Source organism: Thermococcus sp. SY098 (assembly GCF_035621495.1).
Taxonomy (GTDB): Archaea; Methanobacteriota_B; Thermococci; order Thermococcales; family Thermococcaceae; genus Thermococcus_B.
Genome location: NZ_CP141821.1, coordinates 303,264 through 320,826, shown reverse-complemented (window position 1 = coordinate 320,826; position 17,563 = coordinate 303,264). Strand labels below are relative to the sequence as shown.

The window sequence follows — 17,563 nt, the reverse complement described above, 5'->3', positions numbered from 1 at the left end:
AACATCCAACTTTGATTATCATTTTAAATTTTCGGGACAAATTTTGTTATGGTGGGCCCGCGGGGATTCGAACCCCGGACCTCCACCTCGTAAGGGTGGCGTCATGACCAGCTAGACCACGGGCCCATTCCCGACAAAGTTAAAGCAAAGGGGAGATTATAAATCTTTCGCTAATTTAATAATCCCCCTCTTCAAGTTTTTCCTTCACGTATTCGGCTATTGCCTTCGCAACTGTTGGGGGGACTGCCTCACCAACACTGTCATACTGCACGTCCCTTCCACCAAGGAATATGTGGTAATCCGGATATCCCATCAATCTTGCCTGCTCTCTGACAGTTAAAAGCCTGTCATCGAAGGGATGGATGAACCTGCTGCCACCTTTGACCGTGGGTGCAACCTTATAAGGATGAAGCCTGACCCAGTTCGTGAACTTCCTTTGCGAGTCTCCAAACTTATGCATTGCCATTCCCCATTTAAGGCGCATGATTTTTCTCTGCTTCCTTGGTGATAACGGAACATATCTGTGGTTGGGAATTTCTAATGCCTCAGGTAGCCTTGGGTCAGGTAAATCCCCGATTACATCCCATACTGTCAGCTTTCCCCTGACCTTCTTGGGTTTGATGCGAATGTTCGAAATAAATACCCTCTTCCTTCTCTGAGCGGTTCCGTAATCTTGAGCATCAAGAACGTTGAAGTAAATCTCATCATAGCCAGCTTTCTCAAACTCGTATTTCAAGGCATCTTTAAGCTCACCTTCCATAATTTGAGGCACTTCCTCCATGACAAATATCTTTGGCTGAAAATCCTTCACAAAGCGAATGAAGTGCAAGACAAGCTGTCCAATTGGGTCATTGTAGAGCCTATCAAGAGGATTCTCCTTTCTCTTTAAATTTGCGGCTGTGTAAGGCTCACATGGAGGTCCACCTATTATTACATCCGGCACTCCAACATCTCTCATGACATCTATGGTGTGAATCTTCTTGATATCTTCAACATACATCTTAACCTCAGGGAAGTTGAACTTATATGTATCAGCTTTTGGAGCAAAATTCTCTATAGCCGCTAAAATCTTAAATCCCGCTTCCTTAAAACCCCTGCTAAATCCTCCCGCACCAGCGAATAAATCAATGATCGTGTACATATATACCACCTCACTCATCATTAGTGAATAAGCAAGGTTTATAAGGATTTCAAGTTAGCTGTAGATGAGGCGAGACCGGTGGAGCGAGAGATAAGCGAAGAAAAACTCAAAAAATACTTTGAAATAACAGAAAAAGCCCTTGAAAAGCTTGAAATAGCAGTGCACGAGAAAAGCCTCCTCTATTCTGTTGCGAAAGACTTTTTAACCATGGCAAAAAGCTACTACAGTGACGCCAAATACTACTATGAGAAAGGTGATTATGTGACCGCTTTCGCTGCTTTAAACTATGCACATGGCTTTATTGATGCTGGAGTTAGGCTTGGAGTGTTTAAAGGCGAAGACAACAGACTATTTGCCTTTGGGTGAGTGACGAGGTGGGAAAAATGGGTGATTATATAGTCGTTTTAGAAGCCCCAATAATTGTGAGAGACGTTGAGACACCAGAGGATGCGATAAATGTTGCCGTATCGAAGGTTGCAAAGGCTTTGAATAAAGAAAAGCTTGACTTCGTGAAGGTTGAAATTGGCTACTCCCAATGTCCCGTGTGTGGAAGCCCGTTTGAGAGTGCTTTTGTTATTGGGAGTGTTGGTTTGGTTGGAATTTACCTGACCCTTAAAGTCTTCAATGCCCAGAGCTTAGAGCATGCAGAGAGAATTGCAAAAGCTGTTGTTGGAAAGGCTTTGAAAAGAGTCCCACTCAAGGTTTTTGAGATTAAGGAAATCCACAATGGAAGAGAAGGGGAAGGATTTCATTTTGATGAAGAAAGTGCTTGATTTGTTTTTATGCAATTTTTTCAAAGAGATAGCTCCAGAGCTTTAATGGGGTTAATTCTGTAAACATCAGCATGCCAATTAAAATCATTAAAATACCAATTGCCTTTTCCAGTTTCCTGTCACTGCTCCTTAGAGTGAGTTTATTTGAGAGGAATCTCTTGTTTATCCACTGTGCCAGGTCTTTGGAGCTGAGTACCAGATAGAAAGCTAACCCCATTCCAAGGGCATAAATGAACATTACAATGACTCCTTTTGTAAAGTTCCTGCTTAATGCTGCTGTTAAAATTGCAAAGCCAACATATGGAGCGATGCATCCAATCCAAGTGGCTCCCAATGATGCTCCAAACAAAAAGTCCGCAAATCTACCTTTGAATTTATGGTTTTTCTCAGCAAAGCGTTGAATTTTGCCAATTTTTGAAGTAAAGTACAGATTGGCTTTTTCGCTTACCATTATCGTGCCAAGAACAATGAACCCAGTTCCCCCGATTAAATAAAGGAGTGCCGTAATCTGGGATATATATGAACCTAAGACTCCAGCCGCTCCACCAATTAAGGAAAATGCGGCAATCATGCCGAGCATGATAAGTTCAAGATTCCTTTTAGCGAGTATCAGAGCAAATCCGCTGACAATCAATGGCAAAACACAGGGAGAAAACACGCTTAAAATACCAGCAGAGAAAATTGTTAGGAGAACTGCGAAAGTTAAACGGCTCTCATTTTGCGTTTGTGTAGCGGTTGTGGTGGATGTTTTGGGGGTTGAAGTCTTAACATCCGCCTTCTTTTCAGTGGTTTGCTCAATGAAAAACTCAAAGCCCTGTTTATTCAGTGCCCCGACAGCAACTCCCCTTAAGATCTTCTCTCCGTTCTCAACTTTGAAAACTACCATTGTGGGGGTTCCAGGAACTGAAACTGTAACCTCCTCTCCAGAAGATTTGGGGGTATAATATCCGGAATTATCTGGCTGAATCACAAGAACTTTGCTGTAAACTTTATATCGGAGTGATGTTACTTTCCTTCCCTTGTAAACGTCCACAATTACAGGAACAGCCCTTTCTGAGAGAAGCTGGACTATACTGGGATCTGCAAAAACATTATCTCGCATATATTTACACGCAGGACAAGTTGGAGAGTAGTAGTAAACAAAGATATATTGACCCTCATTGGTATTAATGATCTCGTTAAGCTCATTTTCTGTTGCAACCGGAATGAAATTAACAGCCCCGTATTTCACAGTTGGAAGAGCCTTCACCACTGCGGGCATGATAAGCAGGAGAAAAATCAAAATGCTCATCCTTTTCATGTTCTCCCCTCAAAAGGGAAAGTTCTTGAGAAATTAAAAGGATTTTGTTGAATAATTTTTCTTATTTTCTTACTGAGGATTATAAATGTCGTCTTGAGGATTTTTAGCCTTTTCTAAATAAAGCTTTTAAGCACTTATCAATCAATCCACAACATAACGTGTGGAGGTTTTGCCATGACAAAGTTCATATTTGTCACGGGTGGTGTTGTGAGCGGTCTGGGGAAAGGGATAACAAGCGCATCAATAGGACTTCTCATGAAAGCGAGGGGCTTTAAGACCACAAACATTAAAATTGACCCATATCTCAATTATGATGCAGGAACTATGAACCCTTACCAGCATGGTGAAGTCTTTGTTCTTGATGATGGTGGAGAAGTGGACTTGGATTTGGGTAATTATGAACGCTTTTTGGACACGAATCTTACATTTGACCACAATATAACGACAGGAAAAGTTTATTCTGCAGTGATTGAAAAGGAGAGGCGAGGGGATTATTTGGGTGCAACAGTTCAAGTCATTCCACACATCACGAATGAGATAAAGGAAAGAATAAGGAGAATAGCCAGAGATTATGATGTTGTCATTATTGAGATTGGTGGAACTGTCGGTGATATCGAGAGCATGCCCTTCCTTGAGGCGGCAAGGCAGATGCAGCTTGAGGAAGGAAGAGAGAACGTTGCATTCGTGCATGTAACTTATGTTCCAAAGCTTAAAGTTGTTGGCGAACAGAAAACAAAGCCAACCCAGCACAGCGTTAAAGAGCTTAGAAGCTTAGGAATTCAGCCCGACGCCATTGTTGCAAGGAGTGAAGACCCTCTTGAAGAAGGCGCACGCAAAAAGATTAGCCTCTTCACAAACGTTCCAGAGGAGGCTGTGATAAGTGCATATGACGTTGAAGACACTTATGAGGTTCCGCTTTTACTTGAAAGAGAAGGACTCGGAAAATACCTTGTTAAAAGGCTCGGTCTTGAAAATAGAGAGCCTGAATTGAAAGCTTGGGAAAAAATGGTTGCCAAATACAAGAGCCTCAAGGACTCCGTTGAAATCGCAATAGTCGGAAAATACGTGAAGCTCAAGGACTCTTATCTGAGCATAATCGAGGCATTGAAGCATTCAAGTGTTGCAAATGAAGTAAAAGTCAAAATCAGGTGGATTGAAGCAGAGGACGTTGAGAAATATGGTGTTGGTCTGCTTGAAGGTGTTGATGGCATAATAGTTCCGGGAGGCTTTGGTGCGAGGGGGACTGAAGGCAAGATGATGGCAATCAGATATGCAAGAGAGAATAACATTCCGTTTTTGGGGATATGTTTTGGATTCCAGCTGACTGTTGTGGAGTTCGCAAGAAATGTTTTGGGGCTTAAAGGTGCACATTCAACAGAAATTGATCCAAATACACCCTATCCCGTCGTTGATTTGTTGCCTGAGCAGAGAGGTATTGACAAGCTTGGGGGAACAATGCGTTTGGGAGCTTATCCTGTGAAAATTAAGCCAAATACGTTAGCCCACAAGGTATATGGAACAGAACTTGTGTATGAGAGACACAGGCACAGATGGGAAGTCAATCCGGATTACATTGAGGAGTTTGAGAGAGCCGGTTTAATTTTCAGTGGGATATCTGGAGATGACAAGAGGAGGATGGAGATACTTGAATTGCCGGGGCATAGGTACTTTATCGCAACACAGTTCCATCCAGAGTTTAAGTCAAGACCTATGAAGCCAGCCCCAGTGTTCAGAGGGCTTGTAAAAGCGGCAAAGGAGAAGAAATTTGGTAAATGAACTTACTCTTCTATTTCTTTTGTTAGGGATAGATAAAACAAGGTTGCAGCACTCATTGAAAAGGCATTGCTCAGTCCGTTAAAGGGAGCCTTTATGATGCCTGCAAGGAGCTGGTTACCAATGAATCTTGTGAGCATTGTGGGAAAGTTTATAATCGCTATGGCTATAAAGACAAGAATCCCAAAGCCAACCGTTGAAGAAAGCCTGTTAAGTGCAAGCCTGTAAACCTTAAGTGCTGACCTTATGGATTTCGTTTTCACGTATGCCGGTATAAGAAGCAAAGATGCTGGAGCGACATAAAGTAAGATAAGCAAAGATACAATTGCCAAGAAAAAGAAGTTATCCATGACGCTTCCGGGTATAGTAAAGGATTCTGCTTTCATTATTTCGCTGTAGAGATACGCAAATGGTGGGGCAATCACTAAAATGGTAACTATCCAGCCAAAAACATTCAAAAAAGCTACTTGGGGAAGATTTTTGAGAGCTTCAAATACAGTCTGTGTTATTTGATAGTCCTTCTGTCTGATAATATCTAAAACTCCGCTACTAACTGAATAGCCCGAAATTGCCTGCATAATAGACGTCAGAATCCCAAAAATTACAGCATCTTTCACAAAATCATGGACAAAGTTTCTCAGCTGCTCCTTTGCAACCTCGGCACTTTCCTGAGGAAATTGGAAGTTGGCATTGTTGTTAGGGGTGTTGAGGGGGGCTAAGATGAATGCTATCAGAATAGGCACTAAAACAAGGGCTGGATTTTTTGTGAGCATGTTGATGGCGTTCTCTATAGACTTTATAGCTCCCATAAGCACCACCATAATTAAAAGCAACTCCATAGATTAAAAATGTTACTATATGTGAGGAGAAAAGAATGAAAATGAGTGTGGAAAACTTCAGACTCCAAAGTCATTAAACTCCCTCTGCACCTCTTCCAAGATTTCTTCTTCGAGGTCTTTTTCTTCCTTTGTAAGTTCAAGATAAAGCATCAAACCTCCAATGGACATCACGGCTTGTGTTAAGGCTTGAAACGGCGCTTCAATTAAATTCAAGAGCAGCTGTGTTACAAATCCCGATGCTCCCAATGCTACAAGCCCCATGAAAGAGCCCGGCACTATCATGATAAGAATCACAGAAATCAACAGCAAAACCCCAAATGCTAAAGTCGAAAGCTTGTTTTTGAAGGCTACACTAAAGCATTCAAATGCTGCCCCTATTGACCCTTTGATAACGTAAATCGGCACAGCCATTGATCCTAAGCCAACAAGGAAGAAAACCAATGGAAGCTCAATTAGTATCACAAGGAAGAGAGCTGCTAAGAGAAGACTCTCAGATCCCGTCATTGCTCCAGCTGCCAGAGGGATAATAATCAGAATGAGAGGTATCATTATTATTACAAGCACAATTAGTCCTATGATCACATTGACAACAAATACTTGAATCATATTTTTAATCCCATCAATGAGAAGCTGGAACAGGGAATATTCCTCACCTTTTTCTGCTGTAAGGGTCCCTTTTACAACCGCATATTGACCAATTGCATTTAACAATGCTGAAAGAACTGCTAAGGGGGACAGGATTTTGATGTAATTTATGAATTTCTCCATATTTTCTTTTGAGATTACACTGCCGTGCTCTTCTACTATGACATTTCCCTCCTGCTTTTGTTCAAAGTTTTTCTGCATTTCCTCCGTAAACAAGGTTGTATAATCCTTTAGAAGATAAGCTGAGATTGGTGCAATTAGGAGGGCGATAACGAGAGGTATGAGCAAGAGTTTTGGATTTTTAGTTATGGTTTCTATAGTTCTGGCAAAGGCATTTATAGCTCCCACAACTACCACCTTAATCAGTAATTGATTGAAATGTTTTAAATTTTTCTGGGAAAAAGCTTATAAACAAACTCCTTAAAATGCCCTTAGGATTAGGATCATCGTGAGGTGAGAGATATGGCAATTTGGCAAGGAAGATCACTCAAAAAGCCTTCAGGTGGAAGAATTGTCCTCGCAAGAAAGAAGAGAAAGAGGGAGCTTGGAAGGGAGCCAGCTTTCACCAGAGTTGCTGAATACAGAGAGGAGAGAAAGATCATCAGAACATTTGGCGGAAACAGAAAGGTAAGACTTGTCCAGGCACTCTATGCAAACGTCTTTGATGGAGGAAAGGGCAAAAAGGTAAAGATACTCGGTGTCGTCGAGAACCCAGCAAACAGGCAGTACGTTAGAAGAAACATCATCACAAAGGGCGCAATCATTCAGACTGAGATTGGAAAGGCAATCGTCACCTCAAGACCGGGGCAAGACGGTGTCATTAACGCTGTTTTGATAAAAGAAGAAAAGACCGCCTGATTTTGAGCCTTTTCTATAATTTTAATTTTGCTGACAGTTTTTGCATAATAATTGTGAACTGCTTAACATATTGTGAGCTTATGTTTAGCCGGTAAGATTTGTAGAGAATAGCAAAATTGAAAAGATTTTAGCGAGTGCCTTTGCCTTGTTCCTCCTTTTATGGTGCTGTATTTATACCACAGATGATTATTTTTTGTCCGAACTGTGGAGCGAAACTGAGAGAGATGTGAAAAATGCAATGCTATGAAGCCAGTTTACTTGGAATTTTGTCCTTACTGCGGAACATCTTTGGAGGAGTGAATTGCTCTCTCCAGCTCTGGTTTTAGGATTTCCAGTATTTTCTTTTTAACTTCGTCGACTCCAAGCCCATCTTTAGCCACAATTCTTACGGGCTCTATCCCTTTCGCTCTCAAGAACTCTTCTGCTTTCCTTATCTTTTCTTCATCAGCCACATCAACTTTGTTCAAAACGACTATGAATGGGAACTCTTTGAACTCCCCGTAAATCTCCTCGAAGAGATGCATCTGCTCCTCAACTGGGAATCCACAATACTCTGATGGGTCAAAGATGTAAATTATCACTTTTCCAAGGTGCTTTAGTGCTAAAATTGCCTGTCTTTCTATTTCATTGCGCTCACTCAGAGGTCTGTCAAGCAAACCGGGAGTGTCTATAACCTGATACTTGAGCCAGTGCTCCTCAAACTGCCCAACGTTAATCCCCTTGGTTGTGAAGGGATAACTTGCAACTTCTGGCTTCGCATTTGTGAGCTGCCTGAGAAGAGTTGACTTTCCAACATTTGGATGTCCGGCTATAACAATGGTTGGCAGGCTGAGGTCAATAACTGGCAAATCTTTCAAAACATCTCTCGCCTTGTTGAGATACTCTAAGTTATCTGCTATATCTTTAATGACGCTTGCAACCCTTCCGTAAAACTGCCTTCTAAGCTGAGCAATCTCATTTGGGTCTCTTGAGTATCTAATCTTTTCCACATATCTCTCTTCAAGCGTTCTTATTGTCTTTATCGCCCAATTCACAGAGGCTAAAGCCTTGTGAAACATCTCCCTATCAACGAGTGTATCGACTAACTCCTGATAGAACGGAGGCAGAGTTGAGACACCAGGCGTTCTGTCAAGGATTTTCCTCAGATTATCCCTAATGACATTTGAAACCGTTCTTATTCTAAGCTCTTCCCTCTGTCTCGCTTTGCTTATTTTATTCCCTCGCGGGGTGAATGATGAAGCTGCCTTTTCAGCTCTCCTAAAGGCTTTATCAATAAGCTCATCAGCTAAAAGAATGGTTGGCATTTTTTCAAATGGGTTTTTCATCTCTCTCACCTCTTCCTTTTGTCTCGCCCTTCTTAGGTTTTACAATTGGGTTTTTAAAGCTTTGGAGTTAGAATCTCCCCAAAATCTTTGGGATCTCCTGAGGCTCAAGCGCAGTCTCAACGATATAACCTTTTTCAATCAGGATTCTGTTAAAGAGCTCTTCCCTCTTCCAGCCGTCTAAAGTTATATCACCATGAAACATGACCTCCGGGAGAAGGAGGATGCCTAAATCAACCTCCGGCAGTTGTTTAACAGCCCTCAATACATCGTATCCCGTCAAAAGTCCAGCCGTGCCAATATTTCCACCAAATACTTCATTCTTAACCATGACAACGTTGAGCTTTGGGAATAGGCGCTTCATCTCCGGATATGCAAGCTCACCCGTTAGGATATACGTTGGAATATTCATTTCAATGTCAAAGGGCTCCAAGCCGGTTGTGAACTCCCCCAAAAGGGCTTGGAATATCGGAGGAATCACTATTTCAATATCCAGGTCTTTTTGCTTCTCCAACGCAACATTCTTCACAAATAAAAGCTCCTCTCTTGTCAATGCCCTTGTTTTTGAAAACCTCGTAACTCCAATCGGAAAAAGTCTAACTTCATGAACTCCAAAACTGTCCAAGTCCTCTAAAATTTCCCCAATATCACTGACGTTGTATCCAGGAGTAAGAATTATATCAGCAATCATTCTAAAATGCTCCACAATTTTCGGGATCAAATCAACAACTTTCCCAGCATTTCTGTTGTGCATGAGCTTTATCCTGACATCCTTTTTAGTGGTGTGAAGAGAGATCTGAATCTCATCCAAGCCAGCCTTGTATAATGATTCTATACGCTTTTCATCAAATCGAACATTTGCTGATGTATCTGTAACGCGAATCCACAAATCGTAATGCTCTCTTGCGTAGGCAATCCTCTTCTCCAGCTGGGGATCATTTAGAGTGTCATGCTTGGCAACTCGATAAATCATCTGGGGAGGATTTTGAGTGAGATAACAGAATACACAGTCATTTCCACACGGGCCGGCTTTAGAGGAGGGAGGAATGATCAGCAAATCATCTCGCTCATCAACCATATCCAGCTCAAATTTTGTGATTTTTCTAAGTTTGTAGTCCTCTGTCAGTTCATACATGGTTAAAAGGAGAAAAAGTTGCCTTAAAAAGGATTTTATGGATAATTTATCCCAGCTTAATAACCTTGCCTACGTAAAGAGGCTCAAAGGCTCTTCTAAATTCAATCATGAAAAATCCCATTGCTTCAAATCCCGTGCAGTGGCCAGCATAAAGCTTCTCAACTTTTAGCTCCTTTAATTTCTCAACAGTCTCTTTTAAGAGCTCAGGCTTTGAACCAATTAAGTGAAATCCGCCGATGAGAGCTCTGATTGGCTTGTTCATAAGTTTTTGAGCATGCATGGCTATGTTAATTACTCCGCTGTGTCCACAGCCAGTTATTACTGCCACACTATCACCTAAGTCAAGAATTAGAGCTATGTCATCCTTTACATCATCTTTCATGAGCTTTCCGCTCTCAATTCTGTATCCAACGGGCCTGTCCCATGTATCCCTCTCAATTTCTCCGCTTGAATAGATGCCCTCAACAATCTGGATGGGACTTCTGGTCAATATGAACTCTGCTCCCAACTCTTCAAGCTCTTCTCTCTTAAACGGCAGACTTATATCTCTCAAATGCGGCTTTAATGCAACTCTTTTAGCAAAGATGTCTGGGTGAGCGATGATTATCAGCTTCGTCCCTCTTCTCGCTTCAAGAAGGGCTTTTAAGCCTTCTGTGTGGTCATAATGCCCATGAGTTAAGAAGAGATAATTGATATCTGCAGGCTTGATCCCCAAGGCGTTCATGTTTCTCAACAAAATTTCACCATCAACTCCCGTGTCAACTAATATTTTATACCCTCTGTGCTCTACCAAAGCCGAAAAGCCATGTCCTCCAAAAAGACCTTTCTTAAATCCACTGTGGTTTTCAAAGAGGATTGTAATTCTCATCTCTACCACCAAAATTAGATTAGCCGAATAGTATAAAGCCTTTTTCTCGAAAAGTTTATGTTTCCAAGTGTCCAAATACTCAAGCAGTGATCTGTCATGGATTACATCGAAGCGATTATAATGGGTATATTGCAGGGATTTACCGAATGGTTGCCGATAAGCAGCTCAGGGCAGGTCATGCTGGCGATGATGAACTTTTTTGGGATTTCTCCTGAAAAAGCTTACTCCTATGCTCTGCTCCTTCATTTTGGAACCCTCTTTGCAGTACTGTTTAAATTCAGGTATGAACTGGGAAGAATTCTGATGAATCTTGTGACATTGAGATGGGGCGAGGAGGAGACGTTTCTTTTTTATTCAACACTTTTCACCGCAGTTATTGGGCTTCCACTTTACAGGGCATTCAAGACAATTGTCACATCACTAAATGCTGAGGCTGTGAATGGGATAGTAGGCTTTGCCTTGATATTAACTGGAGTCATCCTGGCTAAGAGCAGGGAAAAACCCAAAGACGAATTTGGGCAGATAGCTCCAAAGAAGAGGAAAGAAGAAGTCACAATTGTGGAAGCTATGGTTGCAGGTATTGCCCAGGGTGTCGCTGTTTTGCCAGGAATTTCACGTTCAGGAATGACTATTGGAGCGTTGCTTTTGCTTGGGGTTGATCAGAAAAAAGCTGTGAGACTTAGCTTCTTGATGGCAGTTCCGGCGATCTTTGGTGCCCTATTCTTGGAGCTTCAAGCTGTAAGTGAGCCCATTACAGTGTCCTTAGTTGCCGTGCTTAGTGCGTTTATTGTAAGCCTGCTGACACTTGAGGGAATGCTCGCACTGGCAGAAAGGTTAAATTTCTCCAAGTTCTGTATAGTATTTGGTAGCATAGCAGTGGTTGTCTCGATAATGGGGGTGTTAATTTGAAAGGTGTGATACTTGCAGCTGGAAAGGGAGAAAGACTAAAGCCCTTAACCGATGACAGACCTAAAGTCCTGCTGAAAGTTGCAAATAAAGCGATTATAGAGTACGTTCTCGATAATCTGTATCCTTTCGTTGATGAGTTCATAATCATCGTCAGATACCAGAAAGAGAAGCTGATTGAGTTTTTAGGGGATGAATATAATGGTAAACCAATCACTTACGTGGAGCAGACTGAGGGTGAAGGTACTGCAAGGGCGATATACTCTGCAAAGGAATACATTGAGGGTGAATCCTTTTTGGCAGTAAACGGGGATATATACTTTGAGAGAGAAGCCGTGAAAGCTCTTCTTCATGCATTTAGAAAAGCTGATGCTGCCCTTTTAGTTAAGGAGTTTGAAGATTTGAGCCATTTTGGAAAGATCGAAGTCGAAGGGGAGTATGTCAAAGAAATCAAAGAAAAGCCGGGAAACATAGGGGGATATGCGAATCTGGGGATCTATTTGTTCAAGCCGGATGTCTTTGAATTCATTGAAAAAACTCCACTAAGCAAGCGCGGTGAGTATGAAATAACAGACACGATTAATCTCATGATAAAAGCGGGCAGAAAAGTTGCATATGCAGTTTACGATGGTTATTGGAACGACATCGGAAGACCTTGGGATTTGCTCAATTTGAACGAGTACATCCTCAAGAATCACTTAAAGCATGAGATCAGAGGAATCGTGGAGGAGGGAGCAACGATAATACCACCAGTTGAGATTGGAGAAGGAACAGTTGTTAAAAGCGGTGCATATATCGTTGGTCCGGTAAAAATTGGAAAGAACTGTAAAATTGGTCCCAACTGCTTCATAAGACCATATACAAGCATCGGTAACCATTGTCACATTGGAAATGCAGTTGAGATTAAAAACTCAATAATAATGGACCACAGCAATGCTCCCCATTTAAACTACGTGGGTGACTCAATCATTGGGGAGAACACAAACTTAGGGGCTGGAACCATAACAGCTAATCTAAGGCACGATAATAAAACGATAAAAGTCGAAGTGAAGGGCAAACTTGAAGACAGCGAAAGGAGAAAATTGGGGGCGATTATCGGACACAACGTCAAAGTCGGAATAAACGTTTCAATATACCCCGGAAGAAAGATTGGTAGTAATTCATTTGTTGGGCCTGGGGTGATAGTTGATAAAAATATCCCTTCAAACAGCTTGGTTATTGTTAAGCAGCAAAAGGAAATACATGAAAGGTGAGGAGTTTTGGAAACAGCTTCCATAATCGGGATTCTCAATTTTATATCCCGATGGATACTCTTCTTGGTTGTCACATATAGGTTCATCAAGACAAGAGAAAAAGGTTGGGCACTACTCATGTTTGCATTTTTTATAAATGCTTTGGATATTGAAAGCTATATATTAGATCCACTTGGGATACAGATAAAAGAAGAAGTGTATGAGATAGCTGGCATGATTCCAAATTTTCTGATATCACTGCTCATAATGTGGGGTGTAATACACCTCAAAAACAAACGGGCAGAGATTAGACACGTAATCGGCATGGGAGTATATGTATCCCTCGTCTATCTATGGTTGTTCTTTGCAGCAACTCCTTTTTTTGATGGGTTGCCTTTTGCTATAAGGGTCCTTCCTTCATCCCTTGCATTTGGAGTATCTTTGATGTATCTTGGTATTATGCTCAGAAGGTATATTGTTAGGAAGAAGACAATCGAAGAACTTTTTCCATGGGGGTTAATACTACTTGGTGCACTTAATTTAATGTATCCTCTCATAAGAGAAATGGCAGGATTCGTCAATGTGGCATTTCTTTTAGCAGGTGTTTTTAGAGTAATTTCCGCGATTGGTGCGGTTAAATTTGCTTTTTATCCAATAATGCCACCTCAGAGAAAAAGAGAGAAAATACTTCCGAAAGAAATTTACTTGTTCACCGACAGCAAAGAGGTCGAGTATATGTTTCCCACACTATTTCTTGAGAATAACGTTATTATAATTACAAGAAAGGATCCACGGACATTTCAGTTAGGAAACGACTCAATTATATATTGGATAACACGAGTTAGAGAAGGAAACATCGAGGACGACCCAAGAATTTTTGCCATTTCCCCGACAAAAATAGATATCCTTGTGGACCTTGTTGCAAAAGGATTAAAGCAAGGGTATAACGTAGTCTACGTTGACGCTTTTGAATATCTCATGCTTGAAAACGGATTTAAGGCGGCTTTCAAGTTTTTACTGAGCCTTAAAGATCATGTTATCTCTAAAAATGGGACATTAATTCTTGTCGTGAAACTGGATGCGCTGGAAGAAAAAGAGAGAAAACTTATTGAAAGAGAGTTTTCAAAGTTCTGAATCAGCGCCAGAGTTCAAGCTTATCGAGGAATCTCTTTGCATATCTCAAGTCCCTCTGAAGCTCTACTTTTTGAAGAATCTGTCGTTCAATGGCTCTGAGTGCATCATGAACTGCTTGAATAGCTCCCCACGTTTCACCTGTTGCCACAAAAACCCCTCTATCTGTTACAACCCTCATCCTGGCTTGATACAGATGTACTCCCCTGAACTTCTCATTGAACCTTCTGATGTACAGGTAAATTATTCCTTCATCACCAAGAACATCAGCGTATCCATCGACGAATTTCTTTATGTCGCTTATGATCCTCTCTCTGGTGAAGTCGCTCAGTATGTGCGCATCTCCTCCGAGCTGAAGGTAGAACTTGGCTTCTTTCTCTACCATTCTGGAGATCGGGAGCAGGAGGTCTTTAACTGTTAAGATACCAACGACCTTGTTTTCTTCATTAACAACAACTAAACCGTCAATGCGGTTGTCAATCATGGTGGCAACTGCTTCCCTTATTGTCGCATCTGGAAGTATTGTTATAACTCCTCTGATCATGACTTCTCTCAGCTGGGTTGAGAAGGGGGGTATCTTTTCACCCACAAGCTCCCCATATTGTGCCTTGAATCTTGGTTTTATGAAACGGATTATTAAGTCATGCAAAGTTACAAGACCTTCAAGCTTGCCTTCTTCGTTTACAATTGGAATTCTTGAAATTGCATGGTCTCTCATTGTTGCAAGTGCCTTTGCCACTGTATCATCCGGTTTAAGGGTAATAACGTCTGTTGTCATGAATTCCTTAACTTTTCTCTTTCCAAATTCCTCCTTGATTACCCTATCTAAAATAGCCAGATCACTAATTACACCAAAAATGTTTGTTTTATCTTCCCCAACAGGCAGTGATCTCAAATCAGTCTCAATCATGAGCTTTGCAGCATGGCTGAGATCATCACGGGGCTTGATAACAGGAGCAGGTTTGTAAACATCCTTTACTTTTGCCTTAGTTGGGTCCCACTTAAGGTGGGATTTAATTATTAAATCCTGAGTGACAACACCCTTATATGTGCTCCTATCAAACACAAGAATTAAATCTGGATCTTCTTTTTCAAAGATTCCAATTGCTTCAGAAAGTGGTGCATTCACATCAATTTTTGCAAATTTGTCTGTCATAACTTCTTCTACAAGAATTCCAACCACTTCTGTCACCTCCTTACAATTTTATCTATGTTCTCAATTGCATTTAAACCTTCTCTTTGATTGGAGCTCGAAAATATTTTAGTAATAAAATGTTAATAAAGTTTTTGCCAATAAGGTTTATAAAAATCTGGTGTAACACTCTTATGGTGCCGGGGTAGCCTAGCCAGGGAAGGCGGTGGACTCGAGATCCACTGGGCGTTCGCCCGCCGGGGTTCAAATCCCCGCCCCGGCGCCAACGCCGAGCTTTTTATACGATTAAAAAACACAACAAAATAATTAAACAATTATGTAATTACGGTTGCACCATCCTTCTCAACAATTACTGTGTGCTCAAACTGAGACACTAATCCTCCCCGAATTTCTTTCAATATTGGGTAACTGTAAATTGCTCCAGCCTTTTCAAGCTGCATTAATGCTAACCTTAGCTGTGGTTCTGGCATTAAGTCCTGCACCCATCTGTATGCAAAAGGCAGAGTAGAGAAGTTCTTTTTTATATAATTAAGTAGGATTCTTGCTTGAGGCATCCTCACAGGTCTGTTTCTTACAAACATGAATATCAATGCTGGAGGAACTTCAATAACCTGCCCAGCTCCGGTAGTTGCGAAAGGCTCTATCGCCAATACTTCCCCTTCTTTCAGGGTATATGTGTCATGAGGCCTGTAAATGTTAGGAATCGAAATTCCAGAATGCAGCTTGTATCTCTGGATTACATGCCCACTGAGGTTCACTATTGGGTTGAACCCATAACCTCTTATGGTTTCTTCAATTACTTTTCCAATCTCATTTATTTTAACTCCTGCTCTCACAACACTTATAGCATTTTCAAGCGCTTCTCTTGCGGCTCTCATTAAGTCATCCTCTTTCATTCCGACTCTAACTGTAACTGCAGTGTCTGCTATGTATCCATCAATGTGAACCCCAAGGTCGACTTTTAAATAATCGCCTTCCTTAAGAACAGTGTCATCCCCCCTATACGGGGTATAGTGGGCGGCAAGCTCGTTTAGTGATAAATTGCACGGAAATGCAGGCTTTCCCTCAAGCTCTACAATTCGTTTTTCAACAAACTCTGCTATTTCATACAGCGAAACACCAGGTTTTATCAGCTTTATAACTTCCTCTCTAACTTGTTTTGCAATTTCACCAGCTTTAATGAGCTTTTCTATTTTTTCATTCATTTAACTACCCCCACAATCTTTTCATAAAGTTCAAGTGCCTTTTTCTCGGCTTTTTCTATAGTTTTTTCCTCATTTACGACAAGGATCTCTTTATTCAACATTAAAGGCTTTCCGTTAACTATCAAACCATCAACATCTCCAGCCCTCATGGAATAAACCGCAAGGGTAATTGGATCATAAAACGGCTTGAGATGCGGTTTGTTAATGTCAATAATCATTAAGTCCGCCAGATATCCTTTTTCAATTCTTCCAGCCTTAAATCCAAGAGCTTTTGCACCGTTTTCAGTTGCAACCTTAAATACTTCTTCCGCTTTTGCTATAGTTGGATCCCAGCGGTGATTTTTCTGAGATATGGCAAAAACTTTCATCTCTTCAAACATATCAAAGCTGTTGTTACTTGCAACTCCATCTGTTCCTAATGTTACAAGAACACCGTATTCTTTCATTTCTGGATATGGCATGACTCCCCCGGAAGCAAGCTTTAAATTGGAGATGGGATTGTGAGAAATTTTGACGCCATACTTGGCAAGAGTCTTTATTTCAGCCTTTGTGAGCCAAACCGCATGAGCAGATAGAACATTTTTATCCAAAAATCCGATGCTTTCCAGGAGCTCAACGGGTCTTTTTCCATAGCGTTTTTGAACTTCATAAACTTCCCATCTTGTTTCTGATAAGTGAATCTGGATCAAAAGTCCGTAAGCATCTGCAATTTCTTTTGCCTGTTGAAGTATTTCAAGGTTGCAGGAGTAAATTGAGTGAGGAGCAATGCTTGGTTTTATTAATTTGTGGTTTTTGTATTTCTTTACAAGCTTCTCAACAATTTTAAAAGCCTCTTCAGGTGTTTTAGCATCGGGCGAAGGAAATTCAAAAATGGTGGTGCCCAAAACTCCCCTTAACCCCAATAGTTCTAAGGCTTCGGCAACACTGTCCATGAAAAAATACATGTCAGCAACTGCCGCAATTCCAGACCGAATCAGCTCAAGCCCTCCAAGCATTGCCCCCCAGTAAACATGCTCCCTATTAATGTATTTCTCCGCAGGCCAAACAACTCTTTCAAGCCAGTCCTTAAGCCACATATCTTCGGCAATCCCCCTGAGAAAGGTCATTGGAAGATGGGTATGAGTGTTGTAAAACGCTGGAAGAATAAGCTTATCTTGGGCGTTAATTACAAAGTCATCTTTCCGAATCTCGCCATTTATGTCCTCAATTCTGTTATCCTCGATGTATATAGTGCCTCTCTTCCCATTTGGCATAATTCCGTTCTTAATTAAAACTCTCATGC

The 17,563-nt window shown here is 41.2% G+C and carries 17 protein-coding genes and 2 tRNA genes; 8 read left to right on the top strand and 11 right to left on the bottom strand.

Features of this window, described 5'->3' with window-relative positions; genetic code table 11:
- Positions 1–49 precede the first annotated feature (49 nt).
- Both VFC49_RS01690 and VFC49_RS01685 read right to left on the bottom strand, forming a co-directional pair.
- Positions 50–126, bottom strand: a tRNA-Val gene (locus VFC49_RS01690).
- A 49-nt stretch (positions 127–175) separates the two neighbouring features.
- Positions 176–1,141 carry a DNA cytosine methyltransferase gene (locus VFC49_RS01685; protein ID WP_324736574.1) on the bottom strand — a complete coding sequence of 322 codons (966 nt, stop codon included), beginning with the start codon at positions 1,139–1,141 and terminating at the stop codon, positions 176–178.
- A 78-nt stretch (positions 1,142–1,219) separates the two neighbouring features.
- Between VFC49_RS01685 and VFC49_RS01680 the strand changes: the two genes are divergently transcribed.
- Positions 1,220–1,507 carry a DUF357 domain-containing protein gene (locus tag VFC49_RS01680; protein ID WP_324735913.1) on the top strand — a complete coding sequence of 96 codons (288 nt, stop codon included), beginning with the start codon at positions 1,220–1,222 and terminating at the stop codon, positions 1,505–1,507.
- A 17-nt stretch (positions 1,508–1,524) separates the two neighbouring features.
- A complete protein-coding gene (locus tag VFC49_RS01675; RefSeq protein WP_324735912.1) occupies positions 1,525–1,914 on the top strand; it encodes a DUF555 domain-containing protein in 390 nt (129 codons plus the stop codon).
- Positions 1,915–1,921: 7 nt separating this feature from the next.
- On the opposite strand, the gene VFC49_RS01670 is transcribed toward VFC49_RS01675, so the two are convergent.
- Positions 1,922–3,214 (bottom strand): cytochrome c biogenesis protein, encoded by a 1,293-nt coding sequence (locus VFC49_RS01670; protein ID WP_324735911.1) that lies wholly within the window; start codon positions 3,212–3,214, stop codon positions 1,922–1,924.
- A gap of 174 nt (positions 3,215–3,388) precedes the next feature.
- Between VFC49_RS01670 and pyrG the strand changes: the two genes are divergently transcribed.
- Positions 3,389–4,990 carry a glutamine hydrolyzing CTP synthase gene (gene pyrG / locus VFC49_RS01665; RefSeq protein WP_324735910.1) on the top strand — a complete coding sequence of 534 codons (1,602 nt, stop codon included), beginning with the start codon at positions 3,389–3,391 and terminating at the stop codon, positions 4,988–4,990.
- Positions 4,991–4,992: 2 nt separating this feature from the next.
- Here pyrG and VFC49_RS01660 read toward each other — a convergent pair whose 3' ends face one another.
- Together VFC49_RS01660 and VFC49_RS01655 are read right to left on the bottom strand one after the other, a co-directional pair.
- Entirely contained in the window at positions 4,993–5,808 is an 816-nt protein-coding gene (locus VFC49_RS01660; protein WP_324735909.1) for a hypothetical protein, read from the bottom strand.
- Between the two features lie 75 nt (positions 5,809–5,883).
- Positions 5,884–6,828: a hypothetical protein gene (locus VFC49_RS01655; RefSeq protein ID WP_324735908.1), complete on the bottom strand. Its 945-nt coding sequence runs from the start codon at positions 6,826–6,828 to the stop codon at positions 5,884–5,886.
- Positions 6,829–6,933: 105 nt separating this feature from the next.
- Between VFC49_RS01655 and VFC49_RS01650 the strand changes: the two genes are divergently transcribed.
- Positions 6,934–7,329 carry a 30S ribosomal protein S8e gene (locus VFC49_RS01650; protein WP_324735907.1) on the top strand — a complete coding sequence of 132 codons (396 nt, stop codon included), beginning with the start codon at positions 6,934–6,936 and terminating at the stop codon, positions 7,327–7,329.
- Between the two features lie 272 nt (positions 7,330–7,601).
- Here the strand turns inward: VFC49_RS01650 and VFC49_RS01645 are convergent, their stop codons facing one another.
- From VFC49_RS01645 to VFC49_RS01635, 3 genes are all read right to left on the bottom strand, one after another.
- The gene (locus VFC49_RS01645) at positions 7,602–8,654 is read right to left on the bottom strand and encodes an NOG1 family protein (RefSeq protein WP_324735906.1); all 1,053 of its coding nucleotides are present in this window, start codon (positions 8,652–8,654) and stop codon (positions 7,602–7,604) included.
- A gap of 67 nt (positions 8,655–8,721) precedes the next feature.
- Positions 8,722–9,786 (bottom strand): DUF512 domain-containing protein, encoded by a 1,065-nt coding sequence (locus tag VFC49_RS01640; protein ID WP_324735905.1) that lies wholly within the window; start codon positions 9,784–9,786, stop codon positions 8,722–8,724.
- A gap of 46 nt (positions 9,787–9,832) precedes the next feature.
- Positions 9,833–10,654, bottom strand: a complete 822-nt coding sequence (locus VFC49_RS01635; protein WP_324736573.1) for an MBL fold metallo-hydrolase — start codon at positions 10,652–10,654, stop codon at positions 9,833–9,835.
- A 96-nt stretch (positions 10,655–10,750) separates the two neighbouring features.
- On the opposite strand from VFC49_RS01635, the gene VFC49_RS01630 reads away from it, so the two are divergent.
- The 3 genes from VFC49_RS01630 to VFC49_RS01620 are packed head-to-tail and all read left to right on the top strand — an operon-like array spanning position 10,751 to position 13,926.
- The gene (locus tag VFC49_RS01630) at positions 10,751–11,563 is read left to right on the top strand and encodes an undecaprenyl-diphosphate phosphatase (RefSeq protein ID WP_324735904.1); all 813 of its coding nucleotides are present in this window, start codon (positions 10,751–10,753) and stop codon (positions 11,561–11,563) included.
- A complete protein-coding gene (gene glmU, locus VFC49_RS01625) occupies positions 11,560–12,813 on the top strand; it encodes a bifunctional sugar-1-phosphate nucleotidylyltransferase/acetyltransferase (RefSeq protein ID WP_324735903.1) in 1,254 nt (417 codons plus the stop codon). Before VFC49_RS01630 ends, glmU begins: the two co-directional genes overlap by 4 nt.
- Before the next feature lie 6 nt (positions 12,814–12,819).
- Positions 12,820–13,926, top strand: coding sequence for a DUF835 domain-containing protein (locus VFC49_RS01620; protein ID WP_324735902.1), 1,107 nt, complete (start codon positions 12,820–12,822; stop codon positions 13,924–13,926).
- Between the two features lies 1 nt (position 13,927).
- Here the strand turns inward: VFC49_RS01620 and VFC49_RS01615 are convergent, their stop codons facing one another.
- The gene (locus VFC49_RS01615) at positions 13,928–15,106 is read right to left on the bottom strand and encodes a CBS domain-containing protein (protein WP_013466972.1); all 1,179 of its coding nucleotides are present in this window, start codon (positions 15,104–15,106) and stop codon (positions 13,928–13,930) included.
- A gap of 148 nt (positions 15,107–15,254) precedes the next feature.
- Here VFC49_RS01615 and VFC49_RS01610 point away from each other — a divergent pair.
- Positions 15,255–15,341: transfer RNA gene (locus VFC49_RS01610), tRNA-Ser, on the top strand.
- Between the two features lie 49 nt (positions 15,342–15,390).
- Here VFC49_RS01610 and map read toward each other — a convergent pair.
- A complete protein-coding gene (gene map, locus VFC49_RS01605; protein ID WP_324735901.1) occupies positions 15,391–16,281 on the bottom strand; it encodes a type II methionyl aminopeptidase in 891 nt (296 codons plus the stop codon).
- On the bottom strand, positions 16,278–17,561 hold the full coding sequence (locus tag VFC49_RS01600; RefSeq protein WP_324735899.1) for an amidohydrolase: 1,284 nt from the start codon (positions 17,559–17,561) through the stop codon (positions 16,278–16,280). The genes map and VFC49_RS01600 overlap by 4 nt, the downstream gene beginning before the upstream one ends.
- Between the last annotated feature and the right edge of the window lie 2 nt (positions 17,562–17,563).